General features: G+C 48.3%; 22 protein-coding genes. 2 read left to right on the top strand and 20 right to left on the bottom strand.

All coding sequences use genetic code 11. The features are described 5' to 3' along the window. The 13 genes from AC9UES_RS00535 to AC9UES_RS00475 form a co-directional block, all read right to left on the bottom strand. On the bottom strand, positions 1–225 hold a 225-nt coding region (locus AC9UES_RS00535), incomplete at its 3' end, for an HU family DNA-binding protein (RefSeq protein ID WP_509525572.1). Between the two features lie 108 nt (positions 226–333). Beyond that, positions 334–639: a 30S ribosomal protein S14 gene (rpsN, locus tag AC9UES_RS00530; protein ID WP_509522843.1), complete on the bottom strand. Its 306-nt coding sequence runs from the start codon at positions 637–639 to the stop codon at positions 334–336. Between the two features lie 2 nt (positions 640–641). After that, a complete protein-coding gene (gene rpmG / locus AC9UES_RS00525; RefSeq protein ID WP_509522844.1) occupies positions 642–809 on the bottom strand; it encodes a 50S ribosomal protein L33 in 168 nt (55 codons plus the stop codon). A gap of 10 nt (positions 810–819) precedes the next feature. Next, the gene (gene rpmB / locus AC9UES_RS00520; protein WP_509525570.1) at positions 820–1,056 is read right to left on the bottom strand and encodes a 50S ribosomal protein L28; all 237 of its coding nucleotides are present in this window, start codon (positions 1,054–1,056) and stop codon (positions 820–822) included. 138 nt (positions 1,057–1,194) lie between these two features. Continuing rightward, positions 1,195–2,682 carry a glycosyltransferase gene (locus tag AC9UES_RS00515; protein ID WP_509525567.1) on the bottom strand — a complete coding sequence of 496 codons (1,488 nt, stop codon included), beginning with the start codon at positions 2,680–2,682 and terminating at the stop codon, positions 1,195–1,197. 68 nt (positions 2,683–2,750) lie between these two features. Then, positions 2,751–3,155, bottom strand: a complete 405-nt coding sequence (locus AC9UES_RS00510; RefSeq protein ID WP_509525564.1) for a Fur family transcriptional regulator — start codon at positions 3,153–3,155, stop codon at positions 2,751–2,753. Beyond that, complete coding sequence (locus AC9UES_RS00505) at positions 3,156–3,992, bottom strand: metal ABC transporter permease (RefSeq protein WP_509525561.1); 837 nt, start codon at positions 3,990–3,992, stop codon at positions 3,156–3,158. Continuing rightward, positions 3,992–4,774, bottom strand: coding sequence for a metal ABC transporter ATP-binding protein (locus tag AC9UES_RS00500; protein WP_509525585.1), 783 nt, complete (start codon positions 4,772–4,774; stop codon positions 3,992–3,994). Before AC9UES_RS00500 ends, AC9UES_RS00505 begins: the two co-directional genes overlap by 1 nt. A 23-nt stretch (positions 4,775–4,797) precedes the next feature. Next, positions 4,798–5,769: a metal ABC transporter solute-binding protein, Zn/Mn family gene (locus tag AC9UES_RS00495; protein ID WP_509525559.1), complete on the bottom strand. Its 972-nt coding sequence runs from the start codon at positions 5,767–5,769 to the stop codon at positions 4,798–4,800. A 51-nt stretch (positions 5,770–5,820) separates the two neighbouring features. Next, positions 5,821–6,030, bottom strand: a complete 210-nt coding sequence (locus tag AC9UES_RS00490; protein WP_509525557.1) for a DUF4287 domain-containing protein — start codon at positions 6,028–6,030, stop codon at positions 5,821–5,823. Positions 6,031–6,042: 12 nt separating this feature from the next. Next, positions 6,043–7,389, bottom strand: a complete 1,347-nt coding sequence (locus tag AC9UES_RS00485) for a dihydrolipoamide acetyltransferase family protein (RefSeq protein ID WP_509525555.1) — start codon at positions 7,387–7,389, stop codon at positions 6,043–6,045. 14 nt (positions 7,390–7,403) lie between these two features. Beyond that, positions 7,404–8,387 carry an alpha-ketoacid dehydrogenase subunit beta gene (locus AC9UES_RS00480; protein WP_509525552.1) on the bottom strand — a complete coding sequence of 328 codons (984 nt, stop codon included), beginning with the start codon at positions 8,385–8,387 and terminating at the stop codon, positions 7,404–7,406. Further along, on the bottom strand, positions 8,384–9,472 hold the full coding sequence (locus tag AC9UES_RS00475) for a thiamine pyrophosphate-dependent dehydrogenase E1 component subunit alpha (RefSeq protein WP_509525583.1): 1,089 nt from the start codon (positions 9,470–9,472) through the stop codon (positions 8,384–8,386). Before AC9UES_RS00475 ends, AC9UES_RS00480 begins: the two co-directional genes overlap by 4 nt. 74 nt (positions 9,473–9,546) lie before the next feature. On the opposite strand from AC9UES_RS00475, the gene AC9UES_RS00470 reads away from it, so the two are divergent. Next, positions 9,547–9,972, top strand: a complete 426-nt coding sequence (locus AC9UES_RS00470; RefSeq protein WP_509525550.1) for a phage holin family protein — start codon at positions 9,547–9,549, stop codon at positions 9,970–9,972. On the opposite strand, the gene AC9UES_RS00465 is transcribed toward AC9UES_RS00470, so the two are convergent. Together AC9UES_RS00465 and AC9UES_RS00460 are read right to left on the bottom strand one after the other, a co-directional pair. Further along, positions 9,959–11,017, bottom strand: coding sequence for a PGAP1-like alpha/beta domain-containing protein (locus tag AC9UES_RS00465; RefSeq protein ID WP_509525548.1), 1,059 nt, complete (start codon positions 11,015–11,017; stop codon positions 9,959–9,961). The genes AC9UES_RS00470 and AC9UES_RS00465 overlap by 14 nt on opposite strands. Next, positions 11,014–11,175 carry a hypothetical protein gene (locus AC9UES_RS00460; protein ID WP_509525546.1) on the bottom strand — a complete coding sequence of 54 codons (162 nt, stop codon included), beginning with the start codon at positions 11,173–11,175 and terminating at the stop codon, positions 11,014–11,016. Before AC9UES_RS00460 ends, AC9UES_RS00465 begins: the two co-directional genes overlap by 4 nt. Positions 11,176–11,272: 97 nt before the next feature. Here AC9UES_RS00460 and purB point away from each other — a divergent pair, with 97 nt between their 5' ends. After that, on the top strand, positions 11,273–12,655 hold the full coding sequence (gene purB / locus AC9UES_RS00455; protein ID WP_509525581.1) for an adenylosuccinate lyase: 1,383 nt from the start codon (positions 11,273–11,275) through the stop codon (positions 12,653–12,655). Here purB and AC9UES_RS00450 read toward each other — a convergent pair. From AC9UES_RS00450 to AC9UES_RS00430, 5 genes are all read right to left on the bottom strand, one after another. Continuing rightward, a complete protein-coding gene (locus tag AC9UES_RS00450) occupies positions 12,652–12,864 on the bottom strand; it encodes a hypothetical protein (protein WP_509525544.1) in 213 nt (70 codons plus the stop codon). The two genes, purB and AC9UES_RS00450, sit on opposite strands and share 4 nt — an antisense overlap. Before the next feature lie 15 nt (positions 12,865–12,879). Then, positions 12,880–13,392: a hypothetical protein gene (locus AC9UES_RS00445; protein WP_509525541.1), complete on the bottom strand. Its 513-nt coding sequence runs from the start codon at positions 13,390–13,392 to the stop codon at positions 12,880–12,882. A 13-nt stretch (positions 13,393–13,405) separates the two neighbouring features. Next, the gene (gene dnaB, locus AC9UES_RS00440; protein ID WP_509525539.1) at positions 13,406–14,761 is read right to left on the bottom strand and encodes a replicative DNA helicase; all 1,356 of its coding nucleotides are present in this window, start codon (positions 14,759–14,761) and stop codon (positions 13,406–13,408) included. Positions 14,762–15,069: 308 nt separating this feature from the next. Continuing rightward, positions 15,070–16,059 carry a hypothetical protein gene (locus AC9UES_RS00435; protein ID WP_509525536.1) on the bottom strand — a complete coding sequence of 330 codons (990 nt, stop codon included), beginning with the start codon at positions 16,057–16,059 and terminating at the stop codon, positions 15,070–15,072. A gap of 3 nt (positions 16,060–16,062) precedes the next feature. After that, positions 16,063–17,352, bottom strand: coding sequence for a glycosyltransferase (locus AC9UES_RS00430; RefSeq protein WP_509525534.1), 1,290 nt, complete (start codon positions 17,350–17,352; stop codon positions 16,063–16,065). Between the last annotated feature and the right edge of the window lie 14 nt (positions 17,353–17,366).

Here is a 17,366-nt window from a genome sequence, read left to right as displayed (position 1 = left end):
GTTTGAGGCTGCAATCTGGATTGTTGCACCAGTCTGTGGGTTACGGCCCGCACGTGCTGCACGGAAGCCCTTCTCCACTGATAGCCAACCTGGAATGGTCACCTTGGTGCCACCTCTGATTTCCTTGGCAATAGTGTCAAACATTGCGTCAACAATGCGGTTTACGGCTGCCTGTGACTCGCCAGTGCTATCTGCGATTGCAGCTACTAGTTCGCTCTTGTTCATGTGGTCCTCCTGGACGATCTCTACGTGACTTGATGTCCGAATCAATCTAACGGCGGCCTAATGGCCTGGACCCTTTATTTCGAGACGGCGTGTTGCTATGGCTAAAAACTACCAGCTGGACTTGGTAATGCCAGGCAACTCGCCTCGGTGCGCCATATCGCGGAATCTGATGCGGGAAACGCCAAATTTGGCCAAAACTCCCCTTGATCTTCCGTCGATTGAGTCGCGGTTACGAAGTCTTACCGGGGAAGCGTTCCTTGGAAGCTTCTGAAGGCCTAGGCGAGCTTCCTCGCGCTGGGCATCGGTGGAATTAGGGTCTACTAGGGCCTTTTTCAGGGCTAGACGCTGCTCGGCGTAGCGCTCAACCACGATCTTGCGCTGTTCGTTACGGGCAATCTTGCTTTTCTTGGCCATTTTTAGCGCTCCTCGCGAAATTCGACGTGCTTGCGCACAACAGGGTCATACTTTTTCAAAGTAATACGGTCTGGGTCATTACGACGGTTCTTCTTGGTGACATAGGTGTATCCAGTGCCAGCAGTGGAACGCATCTTGATGATTGGACGGATGTCCTTTTCTTTGGCCATTTAGCTGTCCTTAGATCTTCTCGCCGCGGGCAAGCATTTCGCTAACCACAGACTCGATGCCACGGGCATCGATGACCTTGATTCCGCGAGCGGATAGTTGCAAAGTTACGTTTCTCTTTAGAGAAGGAACGAAGTAAGTCTTCTTCTGGATGTTTGGGTTAAAGCGGCGCTTGGTCTTGTTCTGAGCGTGCGAAACGGCATGGCCAAACTGTGGTTTGGTCTCAGTTACCTGGCAGTAAGCTGCCATCTGTTCCTCCTACTGGGCAAAACAAGCCAAAACAAAGAAAAATTTGCTTGAAAGCTTTTATTTGATTTGTGAATAAACCCTCACAACTCCTGCCAGTCTAGGCCAATTTCTGACCTGTTTGCAACTTTTTTCTAAGGCCTAGAGCCCTGACCTGGGTCCCGAGGCAGTGACCTGGGTGAGTAGCTTTTCCCAAGAAGCCAGGGTTTTCTTAGGGCCAGCCGATTTGGCCCATTTGATAGCCTCGGCCGAGAGTTTCGAGGCAAGCTTTTGATCCCCAAGGATCTTGACAATTGCACTGGCCAAAGAATCAATGTCGCCACTTGGCACCAACAGGCCAGAGAGCCCGTCTGAAATCATTTCTGGCGGTCCATAGGAGATCTCATAAGAAATCGATGGGCAGCCAAGAGCCATGGCCTCTGCGATGGCCAGAGACTGGCCTTCGTAGCTGCTGGTCAGGATATGACAGATAGCGGTGCGAGCTTGCTCGCGCGCGTTTTCAAGGTAGCCATGCAAGGTGACTTTATCTTCGAGCTCTAGTGAGTGAATCAGGTCTTGGAGTTGATCTTTTTCTGGACCGTCACCGTAAATATCTAACTTAGCTCCGGGAAGTGATTGAACAACCTTCTGCCAAGCTCTAATCGCATGGTCAACTCTTTTGACAGTAACAAGTCGCGTGATCATGATTGCGCGAAGCGGTTTCACTGTTTCCCCGCTAGCAATTGAATTCAAAATGCTTTCCGAATCCGCCGGAATAGTTGGCGGGTTTTGAATAACGAAACTTACCAGCTCTGTTTTACCCAAGCGCTTTTCAACATCTAAGCTCTGTTGTTCGCTCAACCAGACCACGGCGTCGTATTTGTGCGCGCCACTTAGCCATTCGCTCCAGATTTTATCCATCGGGCTATCCCAGTTATGGGGAGCTAAGGTGTGTGAGCTGTGAACGGTGTGGACAAGGTAGACACCCTTGTAACCAAGAAAGAGCTCGCCCACCTGTCTGGCTTCGGAAATGGCAACAATTGGGGCAGTGGGCTTTAGTTCCCGAGTTTGCGAAACTACCACATCCCACCAAGCCCGATACAAAGCTCCAAAACCTGCAAGGCCGCCAACGCGGGTTGGGTTCTGATTGTTTTTAGCGGCGTCGAAGACGTCGATAACTATCGGAGCTCGCCACCAATCCACTTGCTCAACAAACGGTAATCTAAAAAGTAGAAGGCCATTGCTGTCAAAAATATCTGTATAGACAATTGCTCCATCCGACAATCGCGAGACCTGTCGCCATGCAATGCCTTGCTCATCAAGCTCAACCTCGTCGGCAACTGCTTCTTTGTTGGAAAGACTAGTTTCGAGGAACGGTTTAGCAGCTTTTCGAAGAATATCCGGTGACGTGCGAACTTCTTCTAGAAAGTTTCGAATTTTGGTTTTTTCAGTAGCTAGGCCGATGGAGCGAAACTTATCCAGAAAGGGCTGGTAGTTAGGGTGAAGATCAACCGTGACAAGGGTCACCGGCAATCCAGAATTTGCAAGGAGCATTGCTCGTTGAAGAGTGGAGACGGTATGACCACCGTCAAGTCCAGGGCGAAGCCGACTTGTCAATACAAGAACAGAAGCATCCGCAGTTTCCGACATGCTCGAATCCTAACAAATCTCAATAAGTTGCCGTATGGAAAGAAACTGCACGCGCAGGTTGATTGGAACTACTTTGCTAGTTTCTTTCTGCAACTAGAGCAGTCGCCAAAGATATCAATCACGTGACTCGAGTTTGAAAAACCATGCTCTCTTGCAACCTGGTCGGCCCAGGATTCGAGTTTGTTTGCTTCAATTTCTACAGTCTTGCCACAGTTTCGGCAAATCAAGTGATGGTGGTGTCCACCACCGCAGGCTCGATAGAGCATCTCGCCATCGGTAGATTGCAACGAATCCGCTTCACCAACAGAAACCAAATCACTTAGCGCACGATAAACAGTTGCTAGACCGATTGCTGGACCTTTGTCTTTGAGCGATGAATGTAGTTGTTGTGCAGAACAAAAACCAGCCGATTCAGAAAGAGCTTCCTTGACGGCTGATTTTTGCCAGGTGTTGCGCTTTATCCCTTGAGACATTTACTTCACCGCTTTCCACGACTTAGATTTTTCAATAACTCTGGCAACTAAATAGATTGCAAAAGACAAAGTTGTAACGTACGGGCTAATTGGCAACCCGCCACCCAGTGCTAGCAATATTCCCCCAACTACAGATACCACCGCAAAGCTAACGCTAAGAACCGGAACCAATACTGGGGAGGAAGTTAGTCTAAGCGCTGCTGCTGCGGGGGTAACAAGCAAAGTCATCACTAGCAGTGCTCCAACAACCTGAACTGATGCCGCTACCGCTAAAGCCAGCAGCAGCATAAAAACAATTCCAAGCGTCTTGGTAGGTACTGCTCTAGCTTCAGCGACTTCCAGATCCAAGCTCGCAAAAGAAAGTGGTCGCCAGATAACTAGCAAGGCGCTCACCACAACAAGCGAGGTTGCGATCAGCCAGAAAACCTGAGGGTCATCAACTGCAATTATCTGCCCGGTAAGCAACCCAAACTTGTTTGCTGCCCTTCCTTCATACAGGGCAAGGGCCAAGATTCCAATACCAAGTCCAAATGGCATCAGCACGGCAATTATTGAGTTTCGATCCTTAGCCCGAGATCCCATGATGGCAATAATTACCGCGGCAACTATTGAGCCAAGGGTTGCACCGAGTGCAATGTTGAGTCCGAATAGTAAAGCAAGCGCAGCGCCTGCAAAAGATAGTTCGCTGATGCCATGAACCGCAAAGGACATGTCTCTTGTCATTACGAACACACCAATTAGTCCACCCATGAGACCAAGTAGTGCGCCGGCAATGAGCGAGTTTTGAACCAGCGGAATTAGCTGGTCGTAATCAGAAAAGTCAAACAATCTGTCCATTAGATCCACTTCTCATTCTCGTGATGATCGTGATTCGAAGAACCTAAAACTGCAATACGTCCCTGGTTTCTAACAACATCGACATCGCGGCCGTAGAGCTTGGACAAAACATCGGATCTTAAAACTTCATCCGGCGTTCCAATTCGGAACTGCCCGTTAGCTAAATACAGCACTCTGTCGATGTAATCAAGAACCGGGTTCACATCATGGGTGACAAACAACACCGCAGCGCCACTTAGTTGGCGCTGATTATCTATCAGTTCCGCCACCACAGACTGCTGTTTTAGATCAAGTGCGCTAAGTGGCTCATCCGCCAAGATTAACTTCGGCTTATCGATAACTGCTTGAGCGACTCGGATGCGCTGTAGTTGTCCACCGGAAAGTTGACCTATTGGAGTGTTAGCAATATCGCTTGCTCCGACCATTTCTAAAACTTCTGCAATTCGCTTGTTGGTTTTTGAAGAAGGCAGTGGCAAACCAAAACGATGACCGTCTAAACCCATGCGCAGCAAGTCTTTGGCTCTTAGTGGCACTCCACTATCTGCTTGGCGGTGCTGGGGGATATAGCCAACGTTTCTGGAGCCGTGACGAACCGGTTCGCCAAATAGTTCAATCGATCCAGCAGATAAAGCAAGCTGCCCCAAAATTGCTTTTAGTAGCACTGTCTTTCCTGAAGCATTCGCTCCAATTACCGCAATGAACTCACCTGGTTTTACGCTCAGGTCTAGATTGCTCCAAACACTCTTTTCAGCAAAACCAAGGCTTGCGTTTTTGACCTGCAGTACGGCCTCGTTGGAAGAAGTGATTACTTTAGACCTGCCTCAATTGCGGAGATGTTTTGTTCCATCCATGCGAGATAGCCTAAACCTTCAGGCAAAAGCTCGCTCACCTGAATTACTGCTACCCCGTTAGCTTCCGCCAGTTCAACTAGTGCGTCAATCTGAACCGATCCGGTTTGGATGTTCACAACGAACAGGTTCACCGAGTTTGTTGAAATAAGGTTCTGAATTTCTAGCAGATCCGCAGGAGAGACATCTAGCTCCTCCTCAATTGCTTGAGAGAAGGACTCGGGCGTGATGTTTGTTAGGCCCAATTCAGCAAGTAGGTAATCGGCCACTGGCTCTGATGAAATTACCTTCGCGTCAGAAACCGAACTAGCAACAGCCGCTGCACGTTCTTCTAAGGATTCAATTCCAACTAGGAACTCTTCAAGGTTTGCTGTGTATTGCGCAGCGTTGTCTGGATCTAGAGTCCTTAGCTGCTCAGCTAGTCGAGTTGCAAAATCCTCCACCACGTGGAAGTCGTACCAGACGTGTTCGTTACCGTGAGCATGATCGTGGTCGTGGTTGCCTTCTTCTGTGGCGTGGTCCTCTTCTGCAGCGTGGTCCTCTTCTGCAGCGTGGTCCTCTTCCTTGCCCTCTTCAGGTAGGTAGGCATAAACAACGTTGCTGTTGCCAGCGGCCTCAGCCAGGGTGTCAATGAAAGAGTCATAGCCGCCGCCATTAGCAACAACTACATCGGCATCGTTGACTGCAAGCTGATCTCTAGCTGACGCCTCATAGGAGTGTGGGTCCTGGGAGAAGCTATCGATGATTGAGACCACCTGAACTAGGTCTCCGCCTACCGACGAGGCGACATCGCCCCAGACGTTGGTGGAAGAAACAATGGTGAGCCCTGCAAAGGGCTCGTCTGTGGCATCTGAGGTCGAATCAGTGGCTGCACAGCCTGCAAGAAGAAGGACTGTGGCGGTTGCTAGGGCAAAGGTTTTAGTTTTCATACCCACAAGATAACACTTATTGATAATGATTGTCAATAAAGATAGTGAAGGCTATAGACCGTTCTTTTTCCGGAACACCGCAACAATGGCGTTTGCGTGCCCGTGGCCCATTTCGAATTTTGTCTTTAGGTGAGCTACTTGCTCCATGTGGGTGAGCTTTATAACCTTCTTGAGCTCTTTCATCCAGTGCTCAATTGGCTTTCCGTACTTCGCCTCAATCGAAGGAAAATACGAGGCTGGGCCAGTTACCTTTTCTGCCATTGCTTTGTCTTTCTAGTCCAGCAGCAGCGCCGGTTCTTCGATTACCGATGCTACATCTTGAACAAATCTGGACGCAACATCTCCATCCACAACGCGGTGGTCGAATGTGGCACCGATGGTTGTTACCTGGCGAATTACGATCTCGTTATTCACAACCCATGGCTTTGGGCGAATCGATCCGAGGGCAACGATTGCAACCTGACCTGGGTTCAAGATAGGGGTTCCGGTGTCAACACCAAAGACACCGATGTTGGTGATGGTGATAGTTCCATCCTTCATGTCTTCTGGTGTTGTCTTTCCTTCACGTGCAGTTGCAGCCAAAAGCTCTAGTTGACGAGCTAGCTCAAGCATCGACATACGATCAGCGTCTTTGATGTTTGGAACGATCAAGCCTCTTGGTGTTGCGGCAGCAACACCAAAGTTCACAAAGTTGTGGACAATGATTTCTTTGTCTGTCCAGGTGGAGTTAACGGTTGGGTTTCTTCTAACCGCCCACATCATCGCCTTTGCCATAAGAAGCAATGGGGTAACTTTCACGCCAGCAAAGTCAGTTGATGCTTTGAGTCTCTTTACGTATTCCATGGTTCTTGTTGCATCGACATCAACAAAGATCGAAACGTGGGGTGCAGTGAAGGCAGACTGCACCATGGCTGTTGCAATGGCCTTTCTAACGCCCTTGACTGGAATGCGCTCTTCGCGCTCCGACGGAATTGCAGGTGTGGTTAGATTTCTAAATACCGAAGCTTGAGTCGCTGCATTGACAACATCTTCTCTAGTGATTTCGCCGGCTGGACCCGTAGCTACAACTTTGGAAAGATCCACGTTTAGATCTTTGGCAAGTTTGCGAATTGGTGGCTTTGCGATTACGTCACCACTTAGCGCAGATGGAATCGCAGAAGTGGCAGTTGGTATCGCGCTTGCCAATGAAGCCGTAGCAACAGCGCCAGAGCGTTTACGCCTGGTTGCGCCGTGACCTGAAGAACCGTAACCCACCAAGTTGGGCTTGGTTTCATCTGATGCAACCGATGAGGCAACATCGGCGACCGCTTCGTGCATGGTGTCAGACTCGCTAATTATCGGAATAGAGCTGGTGGCAGGACCTGCCACCAAGATGTTTCCTTCGGCTTGCACCGAGATGATTGGGTTACCAACCAAGACAGTGTCGCCTTCCTTGGCAAAAAGTTTTTCGATTGTTCCTGCAAACGGACAAGGAAGCTCAACGATTGATTTTGCAGTTTCAATCTCGCAAATTACTTGGTTCACGGTTACCTGGTCGCCAGCAGCTACTTTCCAAGAAACAATTTCGGCTTCAGTTAGACCTTCGCCAACATCGGGCAAGTTGAATACTGCAAGTGACATCTTCTTACCCTTTCTTAGTAGGCGAGCGAGCGATCTACTGCTTCTAGAATCCGATCAGCATCGGGTAGGAACAGTTCTTCAAGTTTGGCAGGTGGATATGGCACATCAAAACTTCCAACCCTTATAACCGGTGCCTCGAGGCTATAAAAGGCCAATTCGGCCACCCTTGCGGCCACTTCAGATGCAACCGAGTATGAAGTTGAGGCTTCCGAAGCAATTACCAAGCGACCGGTTTTTCGAACCGAGTTCAAGATAGTTGGAAAATCTATTGGAGAAATTGATCGAAGATCAATTACCTCCAAGCTGATTCCCTCAGCGGTGGCAAGGTCTGCAGCTTGCAAAGCGGTAACCACCATAGGTCCATAGCTAACAAGCGTTACTTGAGTTCCCTCGCGCAAAACTTTTGCCTGGTGCATGGTGGCTGGCGGTGTATCTAGATTCACTGTTCCTTTGAGCCAGTAGCGTCTTTTTGGTTCAAAGAAGATTACTGGGTCGTTTGATTCAATTGCTTGCTGAATCATCCAGTAAGCATCATTTGGATTTGAAGGGCTGATAACTCGAAGTCCTGGAGTGTGAGCAAAATATGCTTCGGGGGATTCACTGTGATGCTCGACGGCACCGATTCCTCCTCCGTAAGGAATACGAATGACAACCGGCATGCTCAAATGGCCTTCAGATCTGTTTGTTAGCTTCGCAAGCTGCGAAACAATCTGATCAAATGCCGGATACACAAAACCTTCAAACTGAATCTCCGCTATTGGTTTGTAGCCGCGCATTGCAAGACCAATTGCAGTTCCAACAATTCCCGATTCGGCAATTGGTGAATTGAAAACTCTCTTGTTGCCAAACTCGGCTAGTAATCCTTCGGTGACTCTAAACACGCCACCAAGTTCTGCAACGTCTTCTCCAAAAACCAAGACCTTGGAATCTTTTTGCATTTGCTTCTGAATGCCGGCGTTGATCGCTTTTGCAATACTCATCTCAGCTGTGTTGGTCATTTGGAATCCTCCTCGAAAGAAGATTCGTAGTTTTCAAGCCAGGCCTGCTGTTCTTGAACCAGAGGGTGCGGATCGGTATAGACGTGCTTGAAGATGTTCTCCAAAGGAGGGTTAGGCATAGCAAAGGTAGCTTCCCGAATTTGAGTCGCTAGATCATCGCCGGCTTGAGCAACCTCTTGGAAGAACTCGTCGCCGACACCTTGGCGGCGAAGGAACTTCTCAAATCGGGTTATTGGGTCTCGGGCAATCCAGTAGTCAGTTTCTTCTTGAGGTCGGTACTTCGAAGGATCATCGCTGGTGGTGTGCGCTCCTACTCGGTAGGTCAGTGCCTCGATAAGTGATGGGCCGAGTCCATTTCTGGCATCATCCATGTGTTTGGCGGTTACCGCGTAACAAGCCAAAACGTCATTGCCGTCAACTTGGATTCCAGGAACCCCAAAGCCTTCACCTCGAAGATATAGAGGAACTACCGTTTGGGCAGATACTGGCGAGCTAATTGCCCACTGATTGTTCTGACAAAAGAAAACCAATGGCGATTTGTTGACTGCGGCAAACAAGAGGGCTTCGCTCACGTCACCCTCAGCGGTAGCACCATCACCAAAGTAAGTAATTACTGCTTGGTCAACCTCCGGGTCACCAGTTCCAACATTGCCATCGAAGTTGACTCCCATCGCATAACCGGCTGCGTGCAGCACCTGAGTTCCTAGAACGATTGCATAAAGATGAAATCTAGTTTCTTCGGGATTCCAACCACCGTGATTCACACCGCGCATCATCTTGATGATCGACATCAAATCAATTCCGTGGGTTATTGCCACCCCGTGCTCTCGGTAGCTAGGAAACATGTGATCGTTCTTGCCAACGGCGTAGCCTGAACCGATTTGAGCGGCTTCTTGACCCACTGCTGGAACCCAGAGACCCATTTGGCCTTGGCGTTGTAATGCGGTGCACTCGTTATCAAAGCGACGAATTCTCGCCATGTCGCGATAGAACTTCAAAAAGTCGTCGAGGGTTAGCTTTTCAATGTATTTGCCATAGTGTGCGTATTCGCTAGGCACCTCAAACACGCCATCCGGAGACAGCATCTGAACTTGTGGCACGCGGCCCGCCGAGGTAGTCACAGGCTCTAATTTAGCTCTAATGCTGCGACAATAGAAAAATGATTCGTTTCTTTGTCTCCACCTCAATAAACGCGCTAGCTCTATGGGTTGCAACAATCCTTATTCCAGCCATAACTCTCACCCCTTACGGTGGTGAAGGGCTCTGGCAGCGAATTGGTTCCTTCTTACTTGTTGGAGCGATCTTTGGTTTAGTGAACGCGATAATCGCACCGATTATCAAAGTGCTGACGTTCCCGCTTTACATTCTTACTTTTGGTCTGATCTCATTTGTTATCAATGGAGCGCTTCTTCTGTTTGTTGCCTGGCTTTCATCTCAGATTGGATCCGACATCTTCACAATCGATGGCTTCACTTCTGAAGGTCTAACGATTGAGTCCATGGGTTGGGCAATCTTGGGTGCGGTAATCATTTCGATTGCTTCCCTAATTGGTCGCTGGATTTTCAAGATTCTTAGAATTCTCTAGCAATAACGAAGTCCATTGCCTTTCCAACAGGCGCCCCCTGCACCTGAGACAGTAGCTGCTGCTTGATGTTCAAAATCCCCTTATTTTTCGACGCGTCCACTTCTTGAGTTGTGTTCTTGTAACTTTTCAAAGAATGAGAATGCATCGGGGCATCTGATTCCAAAGCCTGTGAAGTGCGTTGAATAGTCACCCAGTTTTTAGTTAGTGGATTTACTTTCCCGGAAACATTTGGGATTGGGTCATTCACATGCTCGATTGCCATCACCGGAACCTTGGTTAATTTCAATTGCGCAATCGGAGCGCCGATAGTTACCAAACCAGCGGTTATGTAATCGGCTGGGTGCTGAGCTAGATTGCCCGCCACCATGCCTCCTTGTGAGTGACCAACAAATATCACCTCGTCGGTTTCCGCAATTCCTGCTTGGTTCATCGCCTCCAACACTGCCCGCTCGCTAGCTGCCAAACCGTTACCCTGCATTGCCAAAATGTTGGACTGCAGATCAAGCGGATTTGACCCATCTCCAAGGCCTAGGGTTTGTGTGCCAGGAATGTAAACAATTGCGGTTCTTTGATCCGCTGTTTGGAAGAAGTCAATGCCAACCGTAGGTTGCTTTTTTGATGACACCTGCGACAAGCGGTCTAGTAGTTGCGTAATCGAATTTGGGGAACGGGTGGCGACGGTGCCCGTCTTGGTTGCAGAAACCGAGTGGTCTAATTTCCAACCGAAAGTTGTGGCGATGTTGGTGGCGATTCCCGCAAGGGCTGGAACAAAGTGAATTTCAAATCGCCTATGGATTTGAGCCTCGGTCGAGAAGTACTGTTCGGAGGCGACCAGGCAATTACTGTGAAGGCGCTCTAGTTTGGCAAGCACGTTCACTGTTGCCGCTCGATACTGTAACTGTCGAAGTGGGTTCAACAACAACGATTCGATCGAGCTAAAGGCAGCTAGTTGCTCCGCTGCAAGTTTTATCTCGAAAGCAACACGTTGTATTTCTTCGCGAGTAGCGACAATGTCTGGATTTCCCCCGTAGCTATCGATGCTCACCAGCTCAGGGATTGCCCTAGGGCAATTAGTTCAGACTCTAGAGCTGCCAGCTGCGAGGTAAGAAAAATGGCAGCTGCTCCAGACCAGTAGCCAGGCTCAGGCTTGGCAAGCCTAATTCGATAGAGGCTTTGCTCAATTTGAAACTGAATCTGATCCACGCAAATACTCTGCGCTGTTTGATTAGATTTTTGGCATCAAATTTGCAAATTGTTGAAAGCCCGAAGGCAATAACGGCCCTCGATGCGCCAGAATAGTTTGGTGAGCCTTTCTTCGCAGCCAATTAGCCCGCTAGACGGTCGTTATGCACCGGCTGTTTCTGGGCTTTCACTCTTGCTATCCGAAGCCGGTCTAAACCGCGCCAGGGTGCAAGTCGAAATTGAATGGCTCTTGTTGCTTGCAAAATCCGATATCTTTGGTCGTGACAGGTATGTCACTGAAGAACAATCCAAAGTTCTAAGAAATACTTTTGAAGACTTTAGTGACGAAGATGTCAAGGCACTAGCCTCCATTGAAGCCACAACCAAACACGACGTTAAAGCAGTCGAGTACTTCGTTAGAGATAAGCTCACCAAACTAGATCGTGAAGACTTACACGAGCTAACTCACTTCGCGGCAACCAGCGAAGACATCAATAATCTCTCCTACGCTTTGACCATCAAGGAAGCCGTAAACACGGTCTGGCTACCAAAAGCTAAAGCAGTTGTTCAGGAGCTTTCCCAACTAGCTAAGTCCTCGGCTGGCGTCTCGATGCTTTCTAGAACACATGGCCAGCCAGCAACGCCAACCACCATGGGTAAAGAAATGGCGGTGTTTGTTCACAGGCTCCAAAGACAAATCTCTCGCATTGAAAAAACCAGCTACCTTGGCAAATTCTCTGGCGCTACTGGAACCTACTCTGCACATATGGTTGCGGTGCCTGATTTTGACTGGCAAGCATTTGCAAAGAAGTTTGTCGAGTCACTCGGTCTCGAATTCAACCCACTAACCACCCAGATTGAATCGCATGACTGGCAAGCAGAGCTTTACCAGGGTGTTACTCACTTCAACAGAATCTTGCACAACTTAGCTACCGACATCTGGAGTTACATCTCCATCGGATACTTCACCCAGATACCCGTTAAGGGCGCAACCGGTTCTTCGACCATGCCTCACAAAATAAACCCGATCAGGTTTGAAAACGCAGAGGCCAACTTGGAGCTATCTAACGCCGTACTAGACAACCTGGCCCAGACCTTGGTCACCTCACGGATGCAAAGAGATTTGTCTGACTCCTCGGCCCAAAGAAACATTGGGGTTGGCTTTGGTCACTCACTAGTTGCAATAGATAACATTCATAAAGGCCTAGGGGAAATCAAGGTGGCTGACGCAGCAATCGCTGCCGACTTGGCAGATAACTGGGAAGTTTTAGCCGAGGCTATTCAGACAGTTATTCGAGCTGATGTTGCAAGCGGTAAGTCAGATATCACGAATCCCTACGAACTACTAAAAGACCTGAGTCGAGGTAAAAGACTTACGCGTGAAGACCTGGCTGATTTCGTTTTGAAGCTAGACATCCCTCAGGCATCAAAAGATAGATTGCTTTCCTTGTCCCCGAAGGATTACACGGGGCTTGCTAAGAAATTGGCTGAGTCGATCTAACGAAGAACGGGCTTATCCGGATCGTTGTTTTGCTCCGGAACCATAAGGGCCAGGGTTGCTATTCCAACCAAAGAAACAATAAAAGTTACTCCGGACGCTATTAGAGCCATGTCAACTTTTCTGACTCCAAAAAATACCAAAACACCAACGAAAGCTGCAGCTACTGCAGACAGGGTCAGAAACGTTGAAGCAGATAGTTTTTTGGGCATGATCCAAGCCTAAAGCTATTTCTGTGGGGTTAGAGCAGCAATGCCTAAATGCACACCGCAGATAACTAAATAGGCTCCAAAGAAACCAACAGCGCTAACGATGTCTAGTGGTGCAATCAGAAAAAGCAATCCAATAGCTAAGCCAAGAACTGCAGTGATTAAGCCGTCTTTGCCGGCACGAGTTCTAAAGCCACTTCGATTCGCAAGATAAAGCTCGAGCGCTCCAGACACAACTGCCCAACCAGCTACCAAATAGACAAACGCTAACGCTTCAGCTGTTGGATCAGTCTGGGGGATTAGCGCTGCAAATAAACCAGCTGCCAGGGATATCAGCGTCAGGGGAAGTGAATCGACCGATAGGTAATTTCTTTTGTCCCAGATGGTTGACGCAATGTTGACTACCGCTAATCCAATTCCAAAAATAGCTAAGGAAAATAAGCCTGTTGCCGCTGAGTGCGACTGAGTGAATGTAATAAGTAGTCCAACTGCAACAAAGATTGCAGCTCTTACGCCAGGAACTTTTTGCAAGGCTAAATTCTTGCTAGTTCTTCATGTTTACAAAGCGCGAGTAGTTACCCTGGAAGGCAACAACCACTGTTCCGGTAGGACCCGAGCGCTGCTTGGCCAAAATAAGGTCTGCTTCTCCCGCTCTTGGGTGATCGCTGTCACCTGCTGCTTCACGGTGAAGCAACACAACGACGTCGGCATCTTGTTCCAGCGATCCGGATTCACGAAGGTGAGAAAGTTCTGGCTTCTTATCCTTTGTCTGCTCTGCTTGACGGTTCAGCTGTGACAGAGCGACAACTGGAATACCTAGTTCTTTAGAAAGCAGCTTTAGAGCACGAGAGAACTCACTAACTTCTTGCTGTCTGGATTCAACTTTCTTTCCAGAGGTAAGTAGCTGCAAGTAGTCGATGATCACCATCTTCAACCCAACTCGCCCTGCAAGTCTTCGACACTTCGCACGAATTTCGGCAAGAGTCATGTTTGGTGAATCGTCAATGTAAAGGGGCGCGTCGTTGATGTTGCCACGGACCTGCGCCAACTTGGTCCAGTCGCTGTCTGCGATGTTTCCTTTACGCATCGACTGCAATGGAATCATCGATTCTGCAGAAAGCATTCTCATGGCAATTTCTGCACGACCCATTTCCAGAGAGAAGAAAAGTGTTGGCTTGTCACACTTGATGGCCGCGTTGCGAGCTAGGTCAAGAGCAAATGTCGACTTACCCATCGCAGGTCGTGCAGCAACAATAATTAGTTGTCCTGGGTGCAAACCATTTGTTAGTGCGTCGAGTTCTGTAAAACCAGTTGGCACGCCTACTAGATCTCCGTCTTTGGCAGACGCTGCTTCAATTTCAGCAATGGCCGCTTCTATGGAGTCATTGAGTGCAACGAAGTCTTCGCTAGAGCCAGTGCGAGTCACTGAATAAACGTCTTCCTGCGCTTGGTTTACAAGGGATTCGACTTCACCTTCGTTGGCGTAGCCAAGCTGTGCAATTCTTGTTCCAACTTCAACCAGTCTTCGTAATGTTGCTTTTTCCTGAACAATTTTTGCGTAGAAGGCTGCGTTTGCTGCAGTCGGAACAGTGCTAGTAAGTGTGTGAAGGTAGTCAGCACCACCTGCCCGCACTAGGGTTCCAGTTTTTACTAATTGATCAGTAACGGTAATGACGTCGGTTGGTTCACCCATTCCGTAAAGAGTTAGCAATGCATCAAAAACAATCTGGTGTTTTGGTGCGTAGAAATCATTTCCGCGGATATGTTCAAAAACTTCCGCTACTGCTTCCTGGGAAAGAAGCATCGCACCCAAAGTGCTTTGTTCTGCGAGAAGATCGTGCGGCAAGACTCGGTCAGTTGAGCGCCCGGGTTCAACCGGAAGTACTGGCGCCAATGACATTTAGTGCTCCTGAATGGAAATGAGTTTTTCGGGTAAAAAGCTTGCGCTTACTGACTTGTCTAGCATCCACCACTGACAACTATCGATAAAGCCACGGTGTGTATAAAGCTGTGGATAAACCTGGGGAAACACTCTAATAACTGCCCTTTACCTGTGGAGACAGCTGTGGGTAAATATGGGCTAGAAGACCCGCTGCTTAGTGATCTGTTGGGCACTGGATGTGGAAAACAAATATGGCTGAAAGTCTAAAGACCCCCCTGAGGGTCTATAGATGTGTAAAAACTCGCCCATCCCCCCATGGTCGCCACTTAAAGAGGGCGCAGAGACTCATCGATTCTGTCAATAATTTGCTGAGTCACAAATGGCCCCGACCAAGCCTCTTCAACACCGTCAGACTTTAGCCAGGCGAGAACCGAGGTTCTCCAAGATTCCAAGTCGATTGTCCTAGCTTGCTCAATCGCCTTCATTATCGAATTGATGTCGGGCTTTGAGTGAATGGAGACAAATTCAGGTATTCCAAAATCAACTGGATTTGGGCCCACGTAGATGGGAAAAGTACCGGCAAACAAAGAATCAAAGAGTTTTTCTGACATGTACTCGATGCTGTTTTCAATCACCAGCGCGTACTTATAAGAAGCCAGGGTGGAAAGCTTGTCCTTGCTGGTGCCCTTAAATGAGAGAGGCGATTTAAACCAGCCATTGATCGCAGCTGGTTTGATTCCAAAACCATGTTTTAGGGGAATCAATAACTCCTCGAAAGCCTTAGTGGCTCTCCTAAACCAAGGCATGTCCCAATCAAAACCCCAGACATCTATGTCTGTGGAGTTCTGAGCGGCGATTCTGCGGAGGGTGTAAAGCTCTCCTTTAGCGAAGCTCATTTTGTTGGCGTTAATTATTGCAAAACGATCGATTCTTTCACTGCTGGCGATCTTGGGTGAGACTAGGTGTTCTAAGGTCCAACGTTGCGGCCAGTTAATTCTGGACTTTGACGCAAAGGGGGATCGGCCAACATCAATCACAATGCTCATGTGTTTTAGGTAATCAGTTCTATAGTTTTGCGGCCTAACAACACTTGGTTCTTGCCGAATCAATACAGCAGGTGCTCTCACATCGTTCTTTGGCAATTTCTCGGATGGGTCGTTGTCAAAATCCAGAAAGACATAAACACCTGGTTCGCTGCCTTCTGGTGGATTTCGACCAAGAGACTGCACGAATTTCGCAAAGCTCTCATCATCTGGCTTAGTTGTTGTGCCACTATTTGGACCTAGGGGCATTATCGTCTTGAACGAGTTTCCCACTATCTAAAGGGTCCCTTTGGGTTTTGATTGTGACCTCGAGGTCATCGAGTTGTAAAGCTTGAAAATTCTTCGTCGCATAAAGTAGGGCAACCGACCAACTACTTGATACAACAAAGACAAAAGCGTCCACTTTCTTTTTTTTATTGTTTGCGTCGATTCACTTAAGTTATTACCTGTTCCCATTGAGTTCGGCGATTTAGCATCGGTGGTTTTCTTCTGATAGTGACTAGCGGTGTCTAATTGGGAGAGGATGGCGTTGAGAATGTCTGGCGTGTATGACTCGCCCAAAATATTGAAAACATCCCGTGTAGCTGTTGTGCTGTTTGGTTCTTCGTACTGCCAGGCAACATTTAGCTGCTCTAAGGCCGTGGTCCAAACTAAATCGGCAAAAGCTGAGTCAAGAATTCGACGTCGAATGGCGTCTTCTAGTTTTGCGACGAATGGACCGCGGTCATTAGATGAAATCTTGCGAGCGTAATCAATAAACAGATCAGACGCAAAGACCTTGAGTAGACCGATGGTAGCCGAGAAGGTCCTCACTTTTGCTCCCTGGGTGTGGGACTCGCTGATTGGGTTTTCTCTGTATAGGACTGTCTGCTTCTTTATAAACTCATGCTCGCCTCGCATAAGGCTCTTGAGTGTTTGTTCTGAGTCAGAGAAAGCAACGGTGTGCATCGCGACTTGGTCTGCTTCAAAAATTGCTTTGCGCATTGACAGTGACGCAAATGGAACAACTTGTTCAGCTACATTGGCAAGAAAGGTGGCTTGTTCACTGCTGTTGTCGATAAACCAGTTTGCCCTTGGTGGCACAGGAACTTTCTTGCCTTCTGAATTAAGTGAGCCTAGATCTGTAGACACTGAGCTAAGCGATTCATTTCCGCTTTTTATTGCTTGTAGGTGACTTTCAACGTGGTTAGGGAGGTATTTGTCATCTTGGTGAAAAAATGTGATCCAGGCTGTAGGCACCAAATCCAGATTCAACTGAAACGAACCGAGTCCGCCCAAATTGATCGGGTTTTGAACAAGTTTGTATCGGTTAGCAAATTTCTTGGATGATTCAAGAAGGTTACTTAAAGTACTCAAATCGAAACCAGGAGAGCAATTGTCAACCATGACAAGATAGAAATCCTGGGAAGTTTGCGCTTCCAGGTCTTGAATGCGCTCCTTGATGTATTGCTCACCTTTGTAAAGTCCAAGGAAAACAGTTGTATTCAAATGAAGCCCGAGATCCAAGCTCCCAAGTGTTTTCCTGCCAACTCTGAGCCACGCAAGATTAGCGGTCTGGTCGTTCACTTAATTCGTGCCTC

The sequence above is a fragment of the Rhodoluna sp. genome, assembly GCF_044232805.1.
Taxonomy (GTDB): Bacteria; Actinomycetota; Actinomycetes; order Actinomycetales; family Microbacteriaceae; genus Rhodoluna.
The sequence above is the reverse complement of the archived record's forward strand: the minus strand, read 5'-3'. Positions and strand labels throughout refer to the sequence as shown.